Origin of the sequence: Paenibacillus sp. FSL P2-0136 (genome assembly GCF_037975325.1) — a bacterium.
Classification (GTDB): domain Bacteria; phylum Bacillota; class Bacilli; order Paenibacillales; family Paenibacillaceae; genus Paenibacillus_AQ; species Paenibacillus_AQ silagei.
Genome location: NZ_CP150244.1, coordinates 4,752,090 through 4,770,446 on the forward strand (window position 1 = coordinate 4,752,090; position 18,357 = coordinate 4,770,446).

Consider the following 18,357-nt stretch of genomic DNA (forward strand, 5'->3'; position numbering starts at 1 on the left):
CCATTCAAAGGGAGATCCTACTCATGTTCCTAAACGAGGACTTCATGTTGTCCGGCGAAACAGCACGGCTACTCTTTCATAATCACGCCAAAACCATGCCCATTATCGATTACCATTGCCATCTGGACCCGCGCGAAATCTATGAGGACCAGCCCTTTGAGAATCTGACCGCAGCCTGGCTGTACGGCGATCATTACAAATGGCGGCTGATGCGTGCGAACGGCGTTCCTGAATCGCATATTACCGGCGATGCCTCTGATTATGATAAATTTCTGGCCTGGGCCCGCACACTGCCTAAGGCAGTAGGCAACCCTCTGTATAGCTGGACGCATCTGGAGCTCCGCCGTTTCTTCGGTGTAGAGGAGCTGCTGAATGAAGCCACGGCGCCGGCCATCTGGGAGAAGGTCAACCGCAAGCTGGCTGAACCGGGCTTCACCCGGCGCGGCCTGATCCGCAGCAGCGAAGTCAAGGTGATCTGCACCACCGATGATCCGGCAGATTCCCTGGAGTATCACAAGCTGCTGCAGGGGAGTGAGACCGCCTTCCAGGTGTTCCCGACCTTCCGTCCTGACAAGGCGCTGAACATCGATGCCGAAGGCTTCGCCGCCTGGACCCTTAAGCTGGAGTCGGCCTCCGGCCTGCCGGTCAAGAGCTATGCCGGGCTGCTGGATGCCCTGCGTAACCGGGTTGCTTTCTTCCACGAGCAGGGCTGCCGCCTGTCGGACCATGCGCTGGATATCCTGCGTTACGAAGCAGGTGCGCCTGAGATCGTTGAAGCTATATTCGCCAAAAGAATGCAGGGTGCTGTGCTATCACCGGAGGAAATCACCCGCTACCGCACAGAGCTGCTGACCGCGCTGATCGGCTTCTATCATGACAAGGGCTGGACCATGCAGCTTCACCTGCATGCTTACCGCAACAATAACACGCCGATGTTCCAGCGATTGGGACCGGATACCGGCTATGACGGCATCAACGATCTGCCGCTGACCACAGCGCTGTCGCAGCTGCTTGACCGGGCCGAGAGCGGCAGCGGCCTGCCGAAGACGATCCTCTACTCGCTGAATCCCGGCGACTACCCTGCCCTGCTGGCTCTGCTGGGCTGCTACCAGAAGGACACCCCCGGCAAGCTCCAGCTTGGCTCCGGCTGGTGGTACAACGATACGCGCAGCGGCATGCGCCAGCAGCTGACCCTGCTGGCTGAGAACAGCCTGCTCGGCAACTTCGTCGGCATGCTGACCGATTCGCGCAGCTTCCTGTCGTATACCCGGCATGAATATTTCCGCCGGGTCCTGTGCGGGCTGCTCGGTGAACTCGCCGAACGCGGGGAAGCGCCGGATGACCTAGAAGTTCTGGGGGCTATGGTCCGGGATATCTCCTACAATAACGCAGCCGGATATTTCGGCTTCCAGACTGCCGGCAGCGAAGCCGGAGTCACCGTCTAGATGGAGGCATGCTGAAGATGCCGACTATCTATATCGCCGGAGACTCTACCGCCGCCCAGAAGGGCGGCGGGGAATGGCCAATGGCCGGATGGGGCGAGTACCTGCAGCAGTATGTCAGCCGGAAGGTGCAGATTGAGAACCGGGCCATCAACGGACGGAGCACACGCTCCTTCCTGGCTGAGGGAAGGCTGACAGATATGGAACGGGACTTCATCCCCGGAGATTTCCTGCTGATCCAGTTCGGCCATAATGACCAGAAGCTGGAGGACCCTCTCCGTTACACGGAGCCGCATACCGAATACCGCCGGAATCTGCAGCTATTCATTGATTCCGCCCGCAGCCGGGGCAGCTTCCCTGTACTGCTGACTTCCGTGAGCCGCCGCCGCTTCACTACGGACGGGGAACCAGACCCGCAGGCTGTCGGACTCTATCCGCAGGTTATGCGGGAGGTTGCAGGGGAGACCGGAACACCTCTGCTTGATATTTTTGCCGCCTCCCAGCAGCTCTACCGCAGACTGGGAGTGGATGCATCGGCCGGGCTGTTCATGCACCTGCCGCCGGGCGCACGCCCCAACTACCCGGACGGCATTACCGATGACACGCATTTCTGCAGCTCCGGGGCGCAGCAGATCGCAGCGCTGGTAGCCGAAGCGCTCGCACAGTGCGCGGAGCTGAAGCTGCTGCATCCGTATCTGCGCGCGGGTGTAGCTGGGGGTCGGCAGGCGAGGTAGCGGAAACGCTAGCGCAGTCTGCGGGGCTGAAACTACTGCACCCGTATCTGCGGGTGTAGCTGTGGGAAGCAGATACGTGTGTCGTGCGGAATAGGTTGTGCATCAGCCTGTGGGGCATCGCAAACATAGCGCACGTTATTCGCCACTCTTACATGTTGCTTCAATCCTCAGACAGTATGATCGGGCCGCCTGTGACCACTTTCGGACACAGGCGGCCTTTTTAGTGGAAACCGGCCCATCGGCGCTCCATGCGAACTCTTATATCTGAATACAAAGGAGTCTAACCCTATGACCGTTCCATTTCACCTGGGCGTCCGTGCCCATGACTTCAAGCGGTGTCCGCTGCCGCAATTGATAGATAAGCTGAAGGAGCATGGCTTCCCGGCAATTCAGCTGGCGCTGCATAAATCTTTTCCGGAGAGTGTGGCGGAGCTTGGCGCACTAAGTCCGGGTGCTGCTGCGTACTATGGCGATGCCTTCAGACAAGCCGGTATCAAGATTGCAGTCCTCGGCTGTTATGTAAATATCATTGATGCTGACCCTGCCAAGCGCGCGCAAGCGCTGAGCGACTTCAATACTCATCTGCGGCTGGCCCGTGACTTCGGCGCAAGTCTGGTAGGGACAGAGACCGGCAGTGTGGGTCAGGGGTATACACCGGATAACTTCACGGAGAAGGCTTTTCTGGAGGTCGTCGCCTCGGTTAGCGCCATGGTTGCTGAAGCCGAACGCTTCGGAGTAACTGTAGGCATCGAGGCAGGCGTCAACCACCCGCTCTACACGGCCCCGTTAGCCCGGCGTCTGCTGGATACTATACCGTCTAATAACCTGCAAATTATACTGGATGCTGCGAATCTGATGACCCCGGAGAATTACCTTCAGCAGGAGCAGATTGTGGCAGAAGCGCTGGAGCTCCTCGGAGACCGGATCGCGGTCCTGCATCTGAAGGATTTCACAGTCAAGAACGGCACCATCGACATCGTTCCTGCCGGACAAGGGATGCTGAACTTCGCCCCGCTGCTCCGCTACATGAAATATAAGCGCCCGCATATCCAGGGCCTGCTAGAGAGCACTCCTGAGGAACATCTCCAGGCCAGCGCGCAATTCCTGCGGAGAATGTATAACGAGGTTTAACAAAAGTGCTCTGCGGATGGATGTTGGGAGGATGGATGGGAGATGCTGGATGAGAGATTAGAGATGATGAATGCTGAAAAATGAATGAGAGATAATGAATGAGAGATAATGAATGAGAGATGAGATAAGGAGTCATACGGTCCACACAGTTGGTGTCCTTACCTCTGCCTTACCCATCCGCTCACCTTTGGGACATTCGCGAATTCAGGGGCATTAGTGCTCTTCATTTGCTCATTTCGCCTGCCTGTGCTGATTTCAGGGGCATTAGTGCTCTTCATTTGCTCATTTCGCCTGCGTGTGCTGATTTCAGGGGCACTTGTGCTCCTCAGTTGCTCTCTTTGGGCTTTATCCTATTTACGCGCACCTGTGACTACCCAATGTATTCAGTTTTTCACACACATTTGCTCCACTTGCCTCACTACCCAATGTATTCGGTTTTCCATACACATTTGCTCTACGTGCCTCACTGCAGCCCAATGAATTCGGTTTTTCACACACATTTGGTCCACTCGACTCACTACTGCCTATTGTATTCGATTTTTCGCACACATTTGCTCTACGTGCCTCACTACTGCCCATTGTATTCGGTTTTTCACACATATTTGCTCCACTCACCTTCGCGCCAGCACATTGCGTCCCAACTTTATACTCCTCTCTACACACAGACGCATATTACAATTACTGTATAGTATAAATAGTGCCCCCTTATCGACGTATGAGGCACTTGTACTGCATTCTTGTGCTGGATTCCTGCACTATAATGTACAGTGGGCAGATACTTTATGCGTAAGAGTAATAGAGTAATAGAGTAATAGCATAACAAAGCAATCGAGCAATAGACTTTCAAACTAACACCAATAATCTTGCACAAATTGCAGCTTCTCCCCCAACTTACACACTCATAGCTGGAATTGTTGCACAAAAGGCAGGATTCCTCCTCTAACTAAGCATCTTGGCCTGCACATTCCTGCATTTCCTGCAACAATCCTCTGGCAGGCCCCTATTTCGGGGTAGCCAGGTTGCATAACTTGCAACATTTGAGGGTATTTGCTCTAAGTGAGCGGTCCTCTAAACGAGTGCTCCCGTAAGCGGAGCACTTTAGAAATAGCAATAAGACCGCCCATAGTTAACCGGGCGGTCCGTTGCTTGGTGCCGCTATTCCCCGGCCTCGGGGGAAATCACACCTTTTTTGAGTATAATGTTCCCGTAGAGTGCCTCTTCCCCTGTAATTAGAATGGCGTAGCTGTGCTTGGAGCGGTCATAGAAGTCGAAACGCTCTTCATACTCCACCTGCACCGCAGGATCATGCCGGGTGAGAATCTCCTTGTACGTGTCCCATATCACAGGGACAGTGGGGTCTCCCTCCACTACAGCCATGAAGGCCGCCTGAGCCGGAGCATAATGATCCAGCGGTAGCAGCTCCAGGATGGCGTCAAGCAGCCGGGGGATACCGATCCCGTCAGCCCGCAGCACCCGGGAATGCAGCGCATGTCCCGGATAATTGGCATCCGCCAGCACCAGCTCATCCCCGTGGCCCATCTCCATCAGGGTGCGGACGAGCTCGGGGGAGAGCAGTTTGGGTATTTTTTTGAGCATATTCCTATCTCCTCTCGGCTTCATTACATCCCGTAGAATGATCTAAGCGCCACCAGCTCCTCAATCCGGTGCGGCGGCAGCTCACGCTCTCCCCCGATCATGCGGGTCAGGAAGGTCAGCTTCGCTGTATACTCAAGCCGCTCCATGTTCATATAAGCAGCCATTACATCCTTGCCCCAGGTCAGGGCCCCGTGGCTCTCCAGCAGCACTGCGGTCTTCTTGCCCAGGAAGGGAGTCAGCGAATCCGGGATCTCTTCGGTCGAAGGCGTCCCGTATACCGCCAGTGGAATGTCCCCCATGGCAATGACGGATTCCGGCATCATCATTTTGTCCAGAGCTTCACCCTTGATGGCAAAAGCGGTAGCATACGGCGGATGCGCATGAACCACCCCGCCCATCTCCGGCAGCTCGTTGTAGATCTTCAGGTGCATCTTCACTTCCGTGGACGGCCGGTAGCCCTCCGCTGCATCCAGGATCTCTCCCTGCAGATTGACTTTGACCAGCATATGCGGCTGCAGATAGCCTTTGCTGACTCCTGTGGGCGAAGTAATGACCTCGGTGGCCGACAGGCGGGCGGAGATATTGCCGTCATTGGCCGCGATGAAATCCTTGTTGAACAGATTCCGGCCGATATCGCAGATTAGGCGCCGTAGTTCTTCTTCATGATTATTCATAATTGCCCCCTTGATTGCTACTTGATTGCTGTATGAAGCTTATCAGTTCTGATGTGTTAAAGACGGCTGGTACCGGAGCGTTGAGCAGGACCGGGCTGCCACCCTTGGGACCTCTGCGGGATCGACTGCACCGAGCGCCGTCAATTGCACCAAAAGGTTGCCGATCGCACTCGCCTCTACCGGTCCGGCAATAACCTCTTTGCCGGTGGAATCCGCCGTCAGCTGGCACAGCAGCTTGTTCTGAATGCCGCCGCCGACCATGTGAATGCAGCGCATCGGACGGCCGGTGAGCGCCTCCAGCTCGCGGATCGTATCCGCGTAAGACCGGGCCAGACTCTCCAGAATCGAGCGGATGATCTCCGACCGGGTCTGCGGCACCGGCTGTCCGGTGCGGATGCAGTAGGATTCAATCCGCAGCGGCATATCGCCCGGCGTGCTGAAGAGCGGATCGTTCGGGTCCAGCTCTGCTATGCACGCACTTGGCCGGTCCAGCTGCCCGGCCAGCTCGGCGGCTTCCTGATGGCTGAGCGGTTCCCCCGCTTCAGCCCAGCACCGCTGGGTCTCCTGGAGCAGCCAGAGGCCGGTGATATTCTTCAGCAGCCGGTTGGTGCCGCCGAAGCCGCTCTCGTTAGTGAAGCCGCTGGCCCGGGCGGCATCGCTTAATATGGGCTCCGCCGTCTCCAGGCCGACCAGCGACCAGGTTCCGCAGCTGATGAATGCAGCATCCTGCAGTGTGGGGCTGAGTCCGGCGGGCCGGTCAGGTCCGGCGGAGCTTGGATCTGGGGAGCTAAGATCGGCGTTGCTAGGATCAGCGCTGCCAGGGCCGACACAGCTAGCATCGGTGCAGTTAGAGTCGAATCCGCCGTAAGGAATGGACGCCACGGCGGAAGCCGTATCATGTGAGGCTCCAGCGATGATCTGGAGCGGGCCGCTGCCCAGCTCTTCCTGGAGTGCGGGCCGGAGCTCCCCCAGCACCGTGCCTGCCGGAACCAGCCGGGGCACAAGCGTCACCGGCAGCCCCAGCCTGTGCAGCACTTCGGCTGCAGGCGCTGTGGACTGCGGATTCAGCAGGCCGCTGGTGCTCCAGATGGTCTGCTCGGCCACGGCCACACCGCTGAGCATATAATTGAACAGATCCGGCATCAGCAGCAGCTGTCTGGCGGTTGTCCGCAGCTCCGCCTTCGCCATAAGATCGGCAAACAATTGATACACCGTATTAATCGGGCTGGACTGGTTGCCCGTCAGCTTGAATTGCTCTGCCGGAGGCAGCGCAGCCTCTAGTACTGAAGCGAAGTCCGCCGCCCGCTGATCCCTGTAATGATGCGGAGCGTCCAGCAGCCCGCCCTGCTCATCCAGCAGGCCATAGTCGACTCCCCAGGTATCCACGCTCAGAGAGCGCAGAGGGCCATACTTTGCCGCAGCTGCTGCAATCCCTTGCTTGATCTCCTCAAGCAGCCGCTGCACATCCCAGTGCAAATGTCCGTTGACCTCTACCGGTCCGTTAGGGAAGCGGTGAATCTCCTCCACCGTCACCTTTCCGTCCCTGTAGCATCCCAGCATCACTCTGCCGGAGCTGGCTCCCAGGTCGATGGCCAGCAGCCGGATTCCTTGGTTACCGGTTACCTCCATCACTTGCGTCTTCGCCTCTGTCATCTTCCCACCTCTTCACGTGGAGGATTAGTAGAGCGGGCCAAAGTTGCGGCAGGCTCTGTAATCGGCACTCTCCAGATTCTCTGTGCCGAACAGCGACCAGACGCGCGGGCGGAAAATCCGCGTTTCTTCCACGTTATGCATACTGACCGGAATCCGCAGGATCGAGGCCAGCGTAATGAGATCTGCGCCAATATGTCCGTAGCTGATCGCCCCGTGATTGGCACCCCAATTGTTCATCACATCGTAGACAGACTGGAAGGAGCCATGACCGGTCAGCTTCGGAGCGAACCAAGTTGTCGGCCAGGTAGGGTCTGTGCGCTGGTCGAGCGTTTCATGAACCTCTCCCGGCAGCTCAACAGTATAGCCCTCTACCAGCTGGAGCACGGGTCCCAGACCCTTGACCAGATTGAGCCGGGCCATAGTGACCGGCATGCCGCCCCGGGTCAGGTAGTCTGTGGAGAAGCCGCCTCCCCGGAAGTATTCCTGGGAAGCCGGGCGGAACTGGGTCTGTGCGATACAGGCAGCTGCCTCTTCATCCGTGATGTCCCAGAACGGCTTGATCGCCGGCTTGCCGTCAATGCTCTGCTCGCCGGTGCCGTCCAGCGCTGCCGAGCCCGAATTAATCAGATGCAGCAGACCGCCTGCCGCCGCTCCCGCAAGGTCATACCCGGTCACTCGCTTCACGGCAGCCGGACTCCAGAAGGTGCGCACATCGGCAAAGATCTGCGCCGTATTCGTCAGCAGATAATTGAACAGCATCGTCACCCCGTTCAGGCTGTCATTCTCGGTGGCGACGATATAAGGCGCCCGTCTGCCGTTCCAGTCGAACGAGGAGTTCAGAATCGTCTCCATGAAGTCGCCGTTCGGGAAATGGTCGGTCCATTGCCGCTGGCCCTGGAAGCCGCCCAGCAGGGCATTGTGACCACTCGCTTCTTCTTCGAAGCCAAGCTTTGCAAGCTGCGGATTGCCGGTCATGAGATCACGGGCAATCAGCGTCATTTTGACAACCGTCTCCCACTGCTCTTCCTTAACCTCTTCACTGAGCTGCAGATGCTGCGGGTTATTATCCGCCCCCACACGGCAGTTGTCCTTCACCCAGGCCAGCGCCCGCGCGAACTCCTCGGGATCATAGATCCCTTCCTCAAATCTGCGTACAAATTCAGACATATCGATGTATTCATTGCGCATGCCGAGATATTCCTGGAAGAACTGCTCGTTGACGATGGAACCGGCAATCCCCATAGACACGGAGCCCATCGACAGATAGGACTTCCCCTTCATCAGAGCAGCCGCCAGCGCGGACTTCGCGAACTGCAGCAGCTTCACCTGAACATCCGCCGGGATCTCCTCGCTGCTGGATTCCTGGACATCCTCTCCGTAGATGCCGAAGGCCGGAATGCCTTTTTGCGCATAAGCAGATAGAACTGCCGCCAGATATACCGCCCCGGGGCGCTCCGTTCCGTTGAAACCCCATACCGCATGCGGGATTGTCGCATCCATATCCATCGTTTCCGATCCGTAGCACCAGCACGGGGTGACTGTAATGGATACGCCTACACCTGCACCCGCGAACTTCTGCGCCGCCGCCGCAGCCTCCTTCACACCGCCAATCGTAGAATCGGCAATGATACATTCCACCTGAGAGCCATCAGGATACCTTACATTCTCCTGCAAAAATGCCGCCACGCGCTGCGCCATGCCCATCGTCTGCGCCTCCAGCGATTCGCGCACCCCGCGTCTTCTGCCGTCAATTGTCGGCCGGATTCCAATCTTCGGATATTTTGCTGTCACTGCTGTTCCTCCCCGGATCATTAGTTAATGGTATGAGAACATTACACTGGAGCTATAGCTCCGATTAGTAAGCGCTACCAAATACAGCCTCTGCGGTCTGCACCCTTTTGTCTTTTGCCGCCGACTAATCCATTTCCTCTACATCATAGAATCACTCACCTGCAAAGTCAACACCATTCCACACTTTAAATTTGGTTTTTGTGTGGTTTTGTGTGATATAATTTCGATGAACTGTGGAATTGTTTGTGATTGTGGGATTTATGTTAGGCAGCAGATTATAGTAAACTGTATACAACTACATAACGTAAGGGTGGGCATGATATGAAGGCTTTTGAACGGCGGGATCTGGTCATTAATGAGCTCTACAGGCATAAGAAGGTTCACGTTGCGGATCTGGCGCAGAAATTCGGTGTATCGGAGGAGACGATCCGGCGCGATCTCGACCGGCTGGACAAGGAGGGCATTGCCAAGAAGAATTACGGCGGGGCGATTCTGAACGTCCACACCAACGAGGACCCCTCTTACTCGCACAGGCATCAGGTCAACATTGAAGCGAAGCGGATGATTGCGGCAAGGCTGCTGGAGCTGATTAATGACGGGGACAGTGTGATGACGGACACCAGCACAACGGCTTTTGAAGGCTTGCGGAGAATCGTCGAGGACAAAAAAAATCTGACCATCATCACCAATTCCCTGGCGGTATTGTCAGAATTCCAGCATTCCGGGCAAAAGCTCATCTCCACGGGGGGCCTGCTCGGGCCGGAGACCAGCTCTTTCGTAGGGCCTACGGCCTCGCAGACGATCCTGAAATATAATGTGGATGTGGCTATTTTCAGCTGCAAGGCGCTCTCCATGACCGGCGGACTCTGTGATTCCAACGAAGCGGAGACCGAGCTTAAGGTGCTGATGCAGCAGCAGGCGAGCAAGGTGGTCCTTCTGGCTGACCATTCCAAGTTCGACCGGATCGCCTTCATCCGGCTGTTCAGCTTCGACAAGGTCGATTATATCGTCACCGATCAGCGGCCGTCTGAGGAATGGATGGAGTTCCTTGCCAAGTATCAGATCTCCCTGCTCTACCCTGCTGACTCACAATAAGTCTTAATTTTCACGCTTAAAAGCCTGCGCTGACACGTACACGAACCGTTCCGCTCTGGCCATCATATGGAACTTCTGCTCCGGGAAGTGGCGGTAGAGGTGATCCACGAAATAGCCCGGATTCTCGGCGTTGCCGGCGAAAAGGTCATAATGCAGCGGCACCACAGTCTCAAAGCCTGAGGTCGCCGCGAACTCCGCCGCTTCCCGGTAATTCATATTGCCGACGATATTGCGGCTTCCCCGGTAATAATCGCGTCCATTAATTGGCAGCAGCGCCAGATCGATCTTCCGGCTGCCTACCTCCTCAATCAGCTCAGGGAACAGCACGGTGTCCCCGGCATGATACAGCGTCACCCCATTCAGCTTCAGAATGTAGCCGACATACTTGGGATTGCCCTGTTCATCGCGGTCCATTTGCTCATGCGCCGCTGCCACCGGATATACCTTCAAGCCTTGTGCGGGCTCTGCCTCCTGACCGGGCAGGGCAGCAGCCAGACGCTCCTTGCGGATGCCCAGCTCCTGCAGAAGCTCCAGGCAGACCGCCGGAGCCATGAACTGCGCCTGCGGATTCAGCCCGGCAAGCACGGGCAGGGCCTCCTCATCCAGATGATCCGAATGGTCGTGGGTAATCAGGCAGACCTCCATATTCTTAATATCTGCCGGTGCAACCGGCGGCGGGAAGCTGCGGTCCGGGTTCGGTGATACATACGGGTCAATATATACGGTTACATCTGCGCCCTTGACAATAACGCTGGCTTGTCCGAGAAACCAGACCGCCAGGCAGCCGTAAGGCACCTCTGTGCTGCGGATTTCTTCGATTAATTCTGGTCCTGCTAATGGCATAGCGGGTTGCTCCCTTCCTCTTCTATCGCTCATTCATCATAGCTGGCTGTTTCATCCCTGTTTAGTTTATACCCGCGAGAAGACAAATGGAAGCGCTTGTGATAATCCCTGCTTGTTACCAATGCCATTTCATGGGTACAATTATTAGATAGTCTACTTCTATAATGGACAGATAAAGGACAGGTGAAATGAATGCAGAATTACGGATTCGCAAGAGTCGCCGCCGCTTCCCCGGAGCTCCGGGTGGCCGACTGCGTATTCAATGCAGACCAGATAATTGAAGCCATCAATACAGCCAGCACCCAGGAGGTGGAGTACCTGGTACTCCCGGAGCTGTGCATCACCGGCTACAGCTGTGCGGACCTGTTCCTCCAGCCCCGGCTGCTGGAATCCGCGATGCAGGCGCTGCTGCGGATTACAGCCGCAACGGCAGAGCACCGGATGATTGTCATTGCCGGTCTGCCGGTCTCCATCAAGAGCAGGCTGTTTAACTGTGCCGCTGTCCTCCAGCAGGGCCGGATTCTCGGGATTGTGGTCAAGACCTGCATTCCCGGCTACAGCGAATTCTATGAGCCGCGCTGGTTCGCCGGAGCCGAGGAGCTGGAGGTGACCGAGCTGCGGATCGGCGGATCGGCGGTGCCGGTGGGCAATGATCTGATTTTTGCCTGTGAGAGTGACGGGAACCTGTCGTTCGGTGTGGAGATCTGCGAGGATCTCTGGGTGCCGGTGCCGCCAAGCAGCCTGCTGGCCCAGGCCGGGGCCACGCTGCTGTTCAACCCGTCGGCCAGCAACGAGCTGGTCGGCAAGGCTGATTACCGCCGCCAGCTGGTCGGCAGTCAGTCTGCCTCCTGTGTGGCCGGTTATGTCTATGCCAGCTGTAATACCGGCGAGTCGACAACAGACGTTGTCTTCGGCGGACATTCGCTGATCGCGGAGAACGGCCAGCTGCTGGCCGAATCGGAACGCTTCACCCACGAGAGCCGGATGATTACCGCCGACATTGACCTGCCGCGGCTGCAGTATTCCCGCACCGTGATGGGAACGTTCCGGGCCGGCAAGGGCGGACGCAATTACCGCGAGATTCTCTACGCTGCGCCGCTCAGCAGCAGCACCCGGCGGGAGCTGAAACGAAGCGTAGGCGTCAACCCGTTCGTGCCGGGCAATCCGCTCCAGCGGGACGAACGCTGCCAGGAGATTCTCTCGATCCAGACCTCCGGTCTGATTAAGCGCATCCGCCACATCGGCACCAAGCAGGCTGTGATCGGCATCTCCGGCGGCCTCGACTCTACGCTTGCGCTGCTGGTTGCCGTGCGGGCTATGGAGCTGCTCGGGCGTCCGGCCAGTGATGTGCTGGCGGTCACAATGCCGGGCTTCGGCACGACCAGCCGCACGTACGACAACGCGGTAGGCTTGATCAAGGCACTCGGCGCCTCGATGAAGGTCGTTGACATCAAGGCGGCCTGCCTCCAGCATTTCGCGGACATCGGCCACGACCCCGAGGTGCATGACCTGACATACGAGAACGTACAAGCCCGCGAGCGTACCCAGATTCTGATGGACCTCGCCAACAAGAACGGCGGGATTGTCATCGGCACGGGCGACCTGTCCGAGCTGGCGCTGGGCTGGTGTACCTATAACGGCGACCATATGTCGATGTACAGCGTGAATTCGGGCATTCCGAAGACGCTGATCCAGTATGTTGTCGCCTGGTATGCGGACCACGAAGCACACGAGACGGTGAGCAAGTATCTCTACAGCATTATCGAGACCGGAATCAGCCCGGAACTGCTGCCGCCTTCGGCAACCGGAGAGATTGTCCAGCTGACCGAGAATATTCTGGGCCCTTACATTGTGCATGACTTCTTCCTGTATTACATGCTGCGTACAGGCGCTTCTCCCGGCAAAATGCTCTATCTCGCCCAGCACGCCTTCGGCGAAGCCTATCCTAAGGAGCAACTAACCGCCTGGCTGAAGGTGTTCGTCACCCGCTTCTTCACCCAGCAGTTCAAGCGCTCCTGCCTGCCGGACGGACCGAAGGTCGGTACGGTCAGCCTCTCGCCGCGCGGCGACTGGCGCATGCCAAGCGATGCTTCCGCCGCGCTCTGGCTGCAGGAAATCGAAGAACTGTAGCTCCTGGCCGCAGCAGCATGGCCTAAGGCAAAGAGGCGTCCCCCATCATCGCAGGATGATCAGGGACGCCTCTTTTGTCAGCAATCTGCTTCACTCGTACCGATTATCAAGAATCAAGACTTCATCGCTGCCGAACGGAGTCTGAATCGTTACCGTCTCTCCCGGGCACGCCAGAATCAGCCCTCTGCCCATAGGCGACCAGAGTGAGATGCAGAATTCATCCAGCTCGGCTTCACCGGGGATGACAATCCGGTACGGCTCATCAAGCGTCTCCTGGCCGATCCGCAGCGACACCCGGGACCCGACCAGCACCATAGAACGCTCTAGCGCATCGTTGTCACCGGACAGAATCCGCTCCACCGTCTCCTGATAGCGCTTGATCATCGCCTGTACCTCTGCCCGCTCAGCCGGAGACTCCCACGTTCCCCTGTCCAGAATGGAGAATTTATGCTCATCGAGATAGACCAGCTGCTGCACCAGCTCCTCGCGTAAGGAAACGGTTCTGAGACTATGGCTCATAGTAGATTTCACCTACCTTCTTCATCAGGTCATGCTCGAAAATACGCTGGTTCCTGCTCATAGCCCTCAGTCCTCCTATATAAGAAAATAGGTCCCGCGCAGGGACCTATTCTCTATGATAGCATCTTTCCCGGGAAAGACAATCTCATGTGCAGGGGATGGCGCGCTCCGGTTCAACGCTTCACAGAATCGGCAGATTTCCCGGACGTTCCGGCAGCGGCGCGGCTGTACATATTCAGGTCCTGCAGCTTGATCAGCACCTTGCCGAACCGTCCGCCTTGGCGGACAACGACTTGCTGCTGCGGGTAGGCCGTGTGCAGATAGTCTGTAACTACCTTGAGGGTAGCCTCTCCCCCGTCCAGATGATGCAGCGGCAGCATCTCCATCACCTCAGCGGCTGCTGCTTCCAGTGACAGCTCCTTGCTTTTCGCTTCGCGGGTAATGATCGTCTCATAGGAATAGCCCTTCAAATATAATAATTGAGTCAGATAAGCCATATCCGAGGACTCTGCATGAACCTCCCGGCCCGTCAGCAGCGGCAATACTTCATTCATCAGGCTATGCTCCTGCACACCTGCCGAGGTGCTGATATAACAGTATTTCCGGGCACAGCTGATCACCTTCTCCGTGCTCTCCCAGTCGAAGACCGCAGGACACATGGACACGAAGACCAGATCGAAGGCGTTCAGCCAGCCCCGTGCGGCAATGTCGATATTCTCGAATGCTTCATGCACCAGCTCCACCTGTCCCGTAGCCGCTCCGGCCGTGTTCTTGAGGAATAGCTCCGCTAACGGAACATTAGGCTCTACTGCTGTAACCTTGGCCCCCCGCTCGATAAAAGGAACCGTGAACCCGCCCGAAGCCGCCCCCACATCGAGAACAGTCAACCCGTTAAAATCCACGCCCTGGCCTTCCATCCAGCCGATAATCCGCTCACTCCGGTCCCGCCCGGCACTGCTGAAGACCTCTTCATTGAACACATCCGCTTTATGATCAAAGCTCGTGTGCGGGTTCATGCCCATCGCCTTGAACTTGTTAGCCATTGCCTTGGGATCTTCCTTCCAGGCCTTCTCCCATACGCTTGCATCGAATAATCCGTTATTCATTACTAATTCATCCTCTCCTGAATGTCTTGATTGTCTTAACTGCAATGCAATTACATAGACTTAAAAGATTTTGAATATCTATAATACCCGCTAAATAAAAACGGCTGTACCGCCCCTGAGGGGACGGTATCCGTTGCAGCGGGAAATAGCAGCACACAGAATGGCGAAGAATGACACTGCATGATGCCAGAGCTTATTGACAGGCCAGCATTTTCTCGGCAAGCTCGGACATCATTTTGTTACGCAAATAGTCTTCCATCTGCCCTTCGGCCTTGACCATCTCCTGCTGAATCAGACACTCGCTGGGATGGTCCAGGGCGCAGTCGAACAGCGACGCTGTGCCTTCAATGGCATGGATGATATCCAGGAACGAGATTTCGTTCCCCTTGCGCCGCAGACGATACCCGCCATTCGCCCCGGAGGCAGACTCGATAAGCCCGGCCTTGACCAGCTTGGTCAGAATCTTGGATAAATACGTAGGTGATACATTCTGCCGCTCGGCCAGCTGCTGCACGCCCATCGGCTTATCGGGAGTGTGCGCCACCAGAAACAGCATCGTGTGCAGAGCGTAGTTCGTTGCTTTGGAGTATTTCATCTCTTATTCCACCTTACATAAGGACTATGTTCGCAATTACAGACTTCATTTGTCTATGATAGCCCTTATGCAGGGAGATTGCAAGCACCGGGAGGGGGGATGGGGAAAGATAACAAGTGGGTACGGATTTGTTGTCCTTTAGACAGCCCGCTTACGTCCGCCTCGCCACATTGTGTTCGGTTTTTCGCCTACATTTGGTTCGCGCCCCGCGCACCGGCACATTGTGTTCGGTTTTCCGCCTACATTTGGCCCGCGCGCCGCAATAAAAAAACAGAGCCCCGTACTCCCGAGGGCTCTGCATCGCAGCATTATCAATGGCTGTAATAGCCCGTCTACACGCCACTTACTTCCGCAAAGGGTACTGGAATCTGTATTCCCCGGAGCCGAGTGTAACCTTCACCACCTGTGCCAGCTGCTCAGCGGAATGAATGCCGGGGACCTGCCCAAGCGGCTGCCCGGCCGCCATTCCTGTCTCCGACACTTCGGTCAGCAAGGCGTCCGGCAACAGCACCGTAGCTGAGGTATTCGGGGGAATCACGGCGATCAGCCCGATTGTCCCTGAATCTATCGTCCATTCGGAGCGGATCGTCCCGTACATAGATTCCAGACTGGCGGCAGCCGAGGTCAGTCCGCCTCCCGGATGCGGCTGGATCAGGAACTGCTTATAGCCCGGCCCCTCCTCCGTCTGCTCGATCCCCGCTACATGGCGGTACAGGAAATCCCCTACTGCCCCATAAGCATAGTGGTTGAAGGAATTCATCGATGCACTCCAGAAGCTTCCGTCCTCCTTCACTCCGTCCCAGTGCTCCCAGATCGTAGTTGCGCCTCGGGTAATCGGATACAGCCAGGATGGATAGTCCGTCTGGAGCAGCAGCTTGTAGGCAGCCTCGTAATGTCCCGCATCCGCCAGCACCAGATTCAGATAAGGCGTGCCGACGAAGCCGGTCGTAAGGTGATACCCGCTCGCTTCCAGCAGCTGTATTAGTCTCGCTACCGTACGGTCCTTCGCACTCCCCTCCACTAGTCCGAACATTAACGCCAGCACACAGGCCGTCTGGGTAGCTGGCCCTTCCTCCCCCGCTGGCAGGATATACGCTTGGTTGAACGCATCTTTGACCTGGTGATGAAGCTGTGAGTATTTCTCTACATCTTCTGTCCTGCCCAGCACCTTCGCCGTCTTCTCCATCAGCTGGACCGAATAGGCATAGAAGGCCGTTGCGATATAATTCCGGTCCGTTGCACCCACATGACTGTCAGCCTTGGCATCCAGACCCAGCCAGTCTCCGAAATGGTCGCCGGTATTCCACAGGAACTCATCCGTACCCTGGCGGCGGATATACTCCACCCAGCCCTGCATGCTGCTGTACTGCTGCTCCAGAATCCGCTTATCCCCGTAACACTGGTAGACTGTCCACGGACAGATGACCGCCGCATCGCCCCAGGCTGCAGAGGAATGCGCCTCCTCCCCAAGCACATGCGGAATCACGTAGGGAACGCCGCCATCCTCCCGCTGATCCGCAGCCAGATCCCCCAGCCATTTGCTGAAAAAAGGTGCTACATTCATCAGATACGCCGCCGTGCGGATGAACATCTGTGCGTCGCCGGTCCACCCCAGCCGTTCATCCCGCTGCGGGCAGTCGGTCGGCACATCGACGAAATTGCCCTTTTGCCCCCAGAGGATGTTGTGCTGGAGCTGATTCAGCAGAGCATTGGAGCAAATGAAGGTGCCAGTCGGCTCCATATCGGAATGCAGCACCACGCCTGCGAAGTCCTGCAGATCCAGCGGGTCCGGGAAGCCGATCAGTTGGACATACCGGAAGCCCTGGAAGGTAAAATGCGGCTGGAAGCTCTCCCGGCCCCCGCCTCCGGTGATATAAGTAACGGTCTGCCGGGCTGTCCGCAGGTTCTCGGTATATACATTTCCCTGCTGATCCAGCACCTCGAAATGCCGCAGCTGATATTCCTGACCCGCCGCGCCATCTACGGTGAACCGCAGCCAGCCGACCATATTCTGGCCCATATCGAGCACTGTCTCCCCCGCAGGAGTGCGGATGAGAGCAACAGGTGCCAATTCCTGGACCGCCCGGACCGGATCATTCTCCTGTGCAAGCAGAATATGCTTGGCATACGGAAGAATCTCCACAGCCAGCCACAGCGTGTCATCGTAACCCGGCGTGCTGAAGCCGTGCTGCGCCAGGCGGGCGTCATAGGTCTCCCCGTGATACAGCTCCGACATTAGCAGCGGGCCGGGCAACACCTTCCACTGCGGACCGCTCCCTATGATCTGCTCCGTGCCGTCCTCATAGGTGAGATGGAGCTGCAACAGCAGCGCTGTGCGGTTGCCATAGATATGCTTCCTGTGCTCCCAGCCGAGATTCCCTTTGTACCAGCCGTTCCCGAGCCAAGCTCCGGCCACATTGTCCCCAACCACCAGTTGTTCCGTTACATCGTACGTCTGATACTGCAGGCGGTGGCTGTAACTGGTCCACCCGGGAGTCAAATAGGCATCTCCGACTCTGGCCCCGTTCAGCTCCAGCTCGTACAACCCGAGACTGGTCACATAGATCCGGGCCCGGGCGAGCGGCCGGTCCACCTGGAAGCTTCCGCGCAGCAGCGGACTTTGCTCCGCATCTTCCGCAAGGCAGGCCAAAGGAGCCGTAATCCATTCTGCGGTCCACTCCTCCGGCGAGAGCAGCCCCATCTCCCACCAGGCCGCCTGTGACCACTCCGTAGGGCGGTTGTGCTGATCCCATATTTTCACCCGGTAATAATAAATCTGCCTGGACTGCAGCTCCAGCCCCTTCAACTCGATATGGAGAGATTCACCAGACTCCACTCTGCCCGAGTCCCACCATATGCTCCCGAAATCCGCCGCACCTGCCACCTGTAATTGATACGCCTGCTGCCTCACATCGCGCTCATCCGCTTGCAGCTGCCAGCTGATTCTCGGATTACGGGTATCCAGTCCCAGCGGATTCTCCTGGTACTCCACTCGCGGTTTTTGGATAGCTATCATTGAATACACCTCACCTTTTATAGGATTAATCC

14 protein-coding genes are annotated in these 18,357 nt (G+C 57.0%); 5 read left to right on the forward strand and 9 right to left on the reverse strand.

The features are described from left to right. Nucleotides 1-23: 23 nt before the first annotated feature. The 3 genes from uxaC to NYE26_RS20385 all read left to right on the forward strand — a co-directional run bounded on the left by uxaC (nt 24) and on the right by NYE26_RS20385 (nt 3,307). A complete protein-coding gene (uxaC, locus tag NYE26_RS20375) occupies nt 24-1,445 on the forward strand; it encodes a glucuronate isomerase (protein WP_339249645.1) in 1,422 nt (473 codons plus the stop codon). Between the two features lie 17 nt (nt 1,446-1,462). Then, nucleotides 1,463-2,176: a rhamnogalacturonan acetylesterase gene (locus NYE26_RS20380; protein ID WP_339249647.1), complete on the forward strand. Its 714-nt coding sequence runs from the start codon at nt 1,463-1,465 to the stop codon at nt 2,174-2,176. Between the two features lie 288 nt (nt 2,177-2,464). Further along, nucleotides 2,465-3,307 (forward strand): sugar phosphate isomerase/epimerase, encoded by an 843-nt coding sequence (locus NYE26_RS20385; protein WP_339249649.1) that lies wholly within the window; start codon nt 2,465-2,467, stop codon nt 3,305-3,307. A gap of 1,155 nt (nt 3,308-4,462) precedes the next feature. Here NYE26_RS20385 and fucU read toward each other — a convergent pair. Genes fucU through NYE26_RS20405 form a run of 4 tightly spaced genes read right to left on the reverse strand, consistent with a single transcriptional unit; the run spans nt 4,463 to nt 9,021 of the window. Then, complete coding sequence (gene fucU, locus NYE26_RS20390; protein WP_036698546.1) at nt 4,463-4,903, reverse strand: L-fucose mutarotase; 441 nt, start codon at nt 4,901-4,903, stop codon at nt 4,463-4,465. A 23-nt stretch (nt 4,904-4,926) separates the two neighbouring features. Then, nucleotides 4,927-5,577, reverse strand: coding sequence for a class II aldolase/adducin family protein (locus tag NYE26_RS20395; RefSeq protein ID WP_036731751.1), 651 nt, complete (start codon nt 5,575-5,577; stop codon nt 4,927-4,929). 42 nt (nt 5,578-5,619) lie between these two features. After that, nucleotides 5,620-7,230, reverse strand: coding sequence for a rhamnulokinase family protein (locus NYE26_RS20400; protein ID WP_339249651.1), 1,611 nt, complete (start codon nt 7,228-7,230; stop codon nt 5,620-5,622). Between the two features lie 24 nt (nt 7,231-7,254). Next, nucleotides 7,255-9,021, reverse strand: a complete 1,767-nt coding sequence (locus NYE26_RS20405; protein ID WP_339249652.1) for an L-fucose isomerase — start codon at nt 9,019-9,021, stop codon at nt 7,255-7,257. A gap of 321 nt (nt 9,022-9,342) precedes the next feature. Here NYE26_RS20405 and NYE26_RS20410 point away from each other — a divergent pair, with 321 nt between their 5' ends. After that, on the forward strand, nt 9,343-10,116 hold the full coding sequence (locus tag NYE26_RS20410) for a DeoR/GlpR family DNA-binding transcription regulator (protein ID WP_339249653.1): 774 nt from the start codon (nt 9,343-9,345) through the stop codon (nt 10,114-10,116). 3 nt (nt 10,117-10,119) lie between these two features. On the opposite strand, the gene NYE26_RS20415 is transcribed toward NYE26_RS20410, so the two are convergent. Next, complete coding sequence (locus NYE26_RS20415) at nt 10,120-10,959, reverse strand: MBL fold metallo-hydrolase (RefSeq protein ID WP_339249655.1); 840 nt, start codon at nt 10,957-10,959, stop codon at nt 10,120-10,122. A 192-nt stretch (nt 10,960-11,151) separates the two neighbouring features. Here NYE26_RS20415 and NYE26_RS20420 point away from each other — a divergent pair, with 192 nt between their 5' ends. Continuing rightward, nucleotides 11,152-13,089, forward strand: coding sequence for an NAD(+) synthase (locus tag NYE26_RS20420; protein WP_339249656.1), 1,938 nt, complete (start codon nt 11,152-11,154; stop codon nt 13,087-13,089). 90 nt (nt 13,090-13,179) lie between these two features. Here the strand turns inward: NYE26_RS20420 and NYE26_RS20425 are convergent, their stop codons facing one another. The 4 genes from NYE26_RS20425 to NYE26_RS20440 all read right to left on the reverse strand — a co-directional run bounded on the left by NYE26_RS20425 (nt 13,180) and on the right by NYE26_RS20440 (nt 18,325). After that, nucleotides 13,180-13,608, reverse strand: a complete 429-nt coding sequence (locus NYE26_RS20425; protein WP_036731739.1) for a GreA/GreB family elongation factor — start codon at nt 13,606-13,608, stop codon at nt 13,180-13,182. A gap of 173 nt (nt 13,609-13,781) precedes the next feature. Further along, nucleotides 13,782-14,714 (reverse strand): methyltransferase domain-containing protein, encoded by a 933-nt coding sequence (locus NYE26_RS20430; RefSeq protein WP_339249659.1) that lies wholly within the window; start codon nt 14,712-14,714, stop codon nt 13,782-13,784. A 193-nt stretch (nt 14,715-14,907) separates the two neighbouring features. Then, on the reverse strand, nt 14,908-15,309 hold the full coding sequence (locus tag NYE26_RS20435; protein WP_339249663.1) for an Rrf2 family transcriptional regulator: 402 nt from the start codon (nt 15,307-15,309) through the stop codon (nt 14,908-14,910). 343 nt (nt 15,310-15,652) lie between these two features. Further along, nucleotides 15,653-18,325 (reverse strand): glycoside hydrolase family 78 protein, encoded by a 2,673-nt coding sequence (locus NYE26_RS20440; protein WP_339249665.1) that lies wholly within the window; start codon nt 18,323-18,325, stop codon nt 15,653-15,655. Nucleotides 18,326-18,357: the final 32 nt, after the last annotated feature.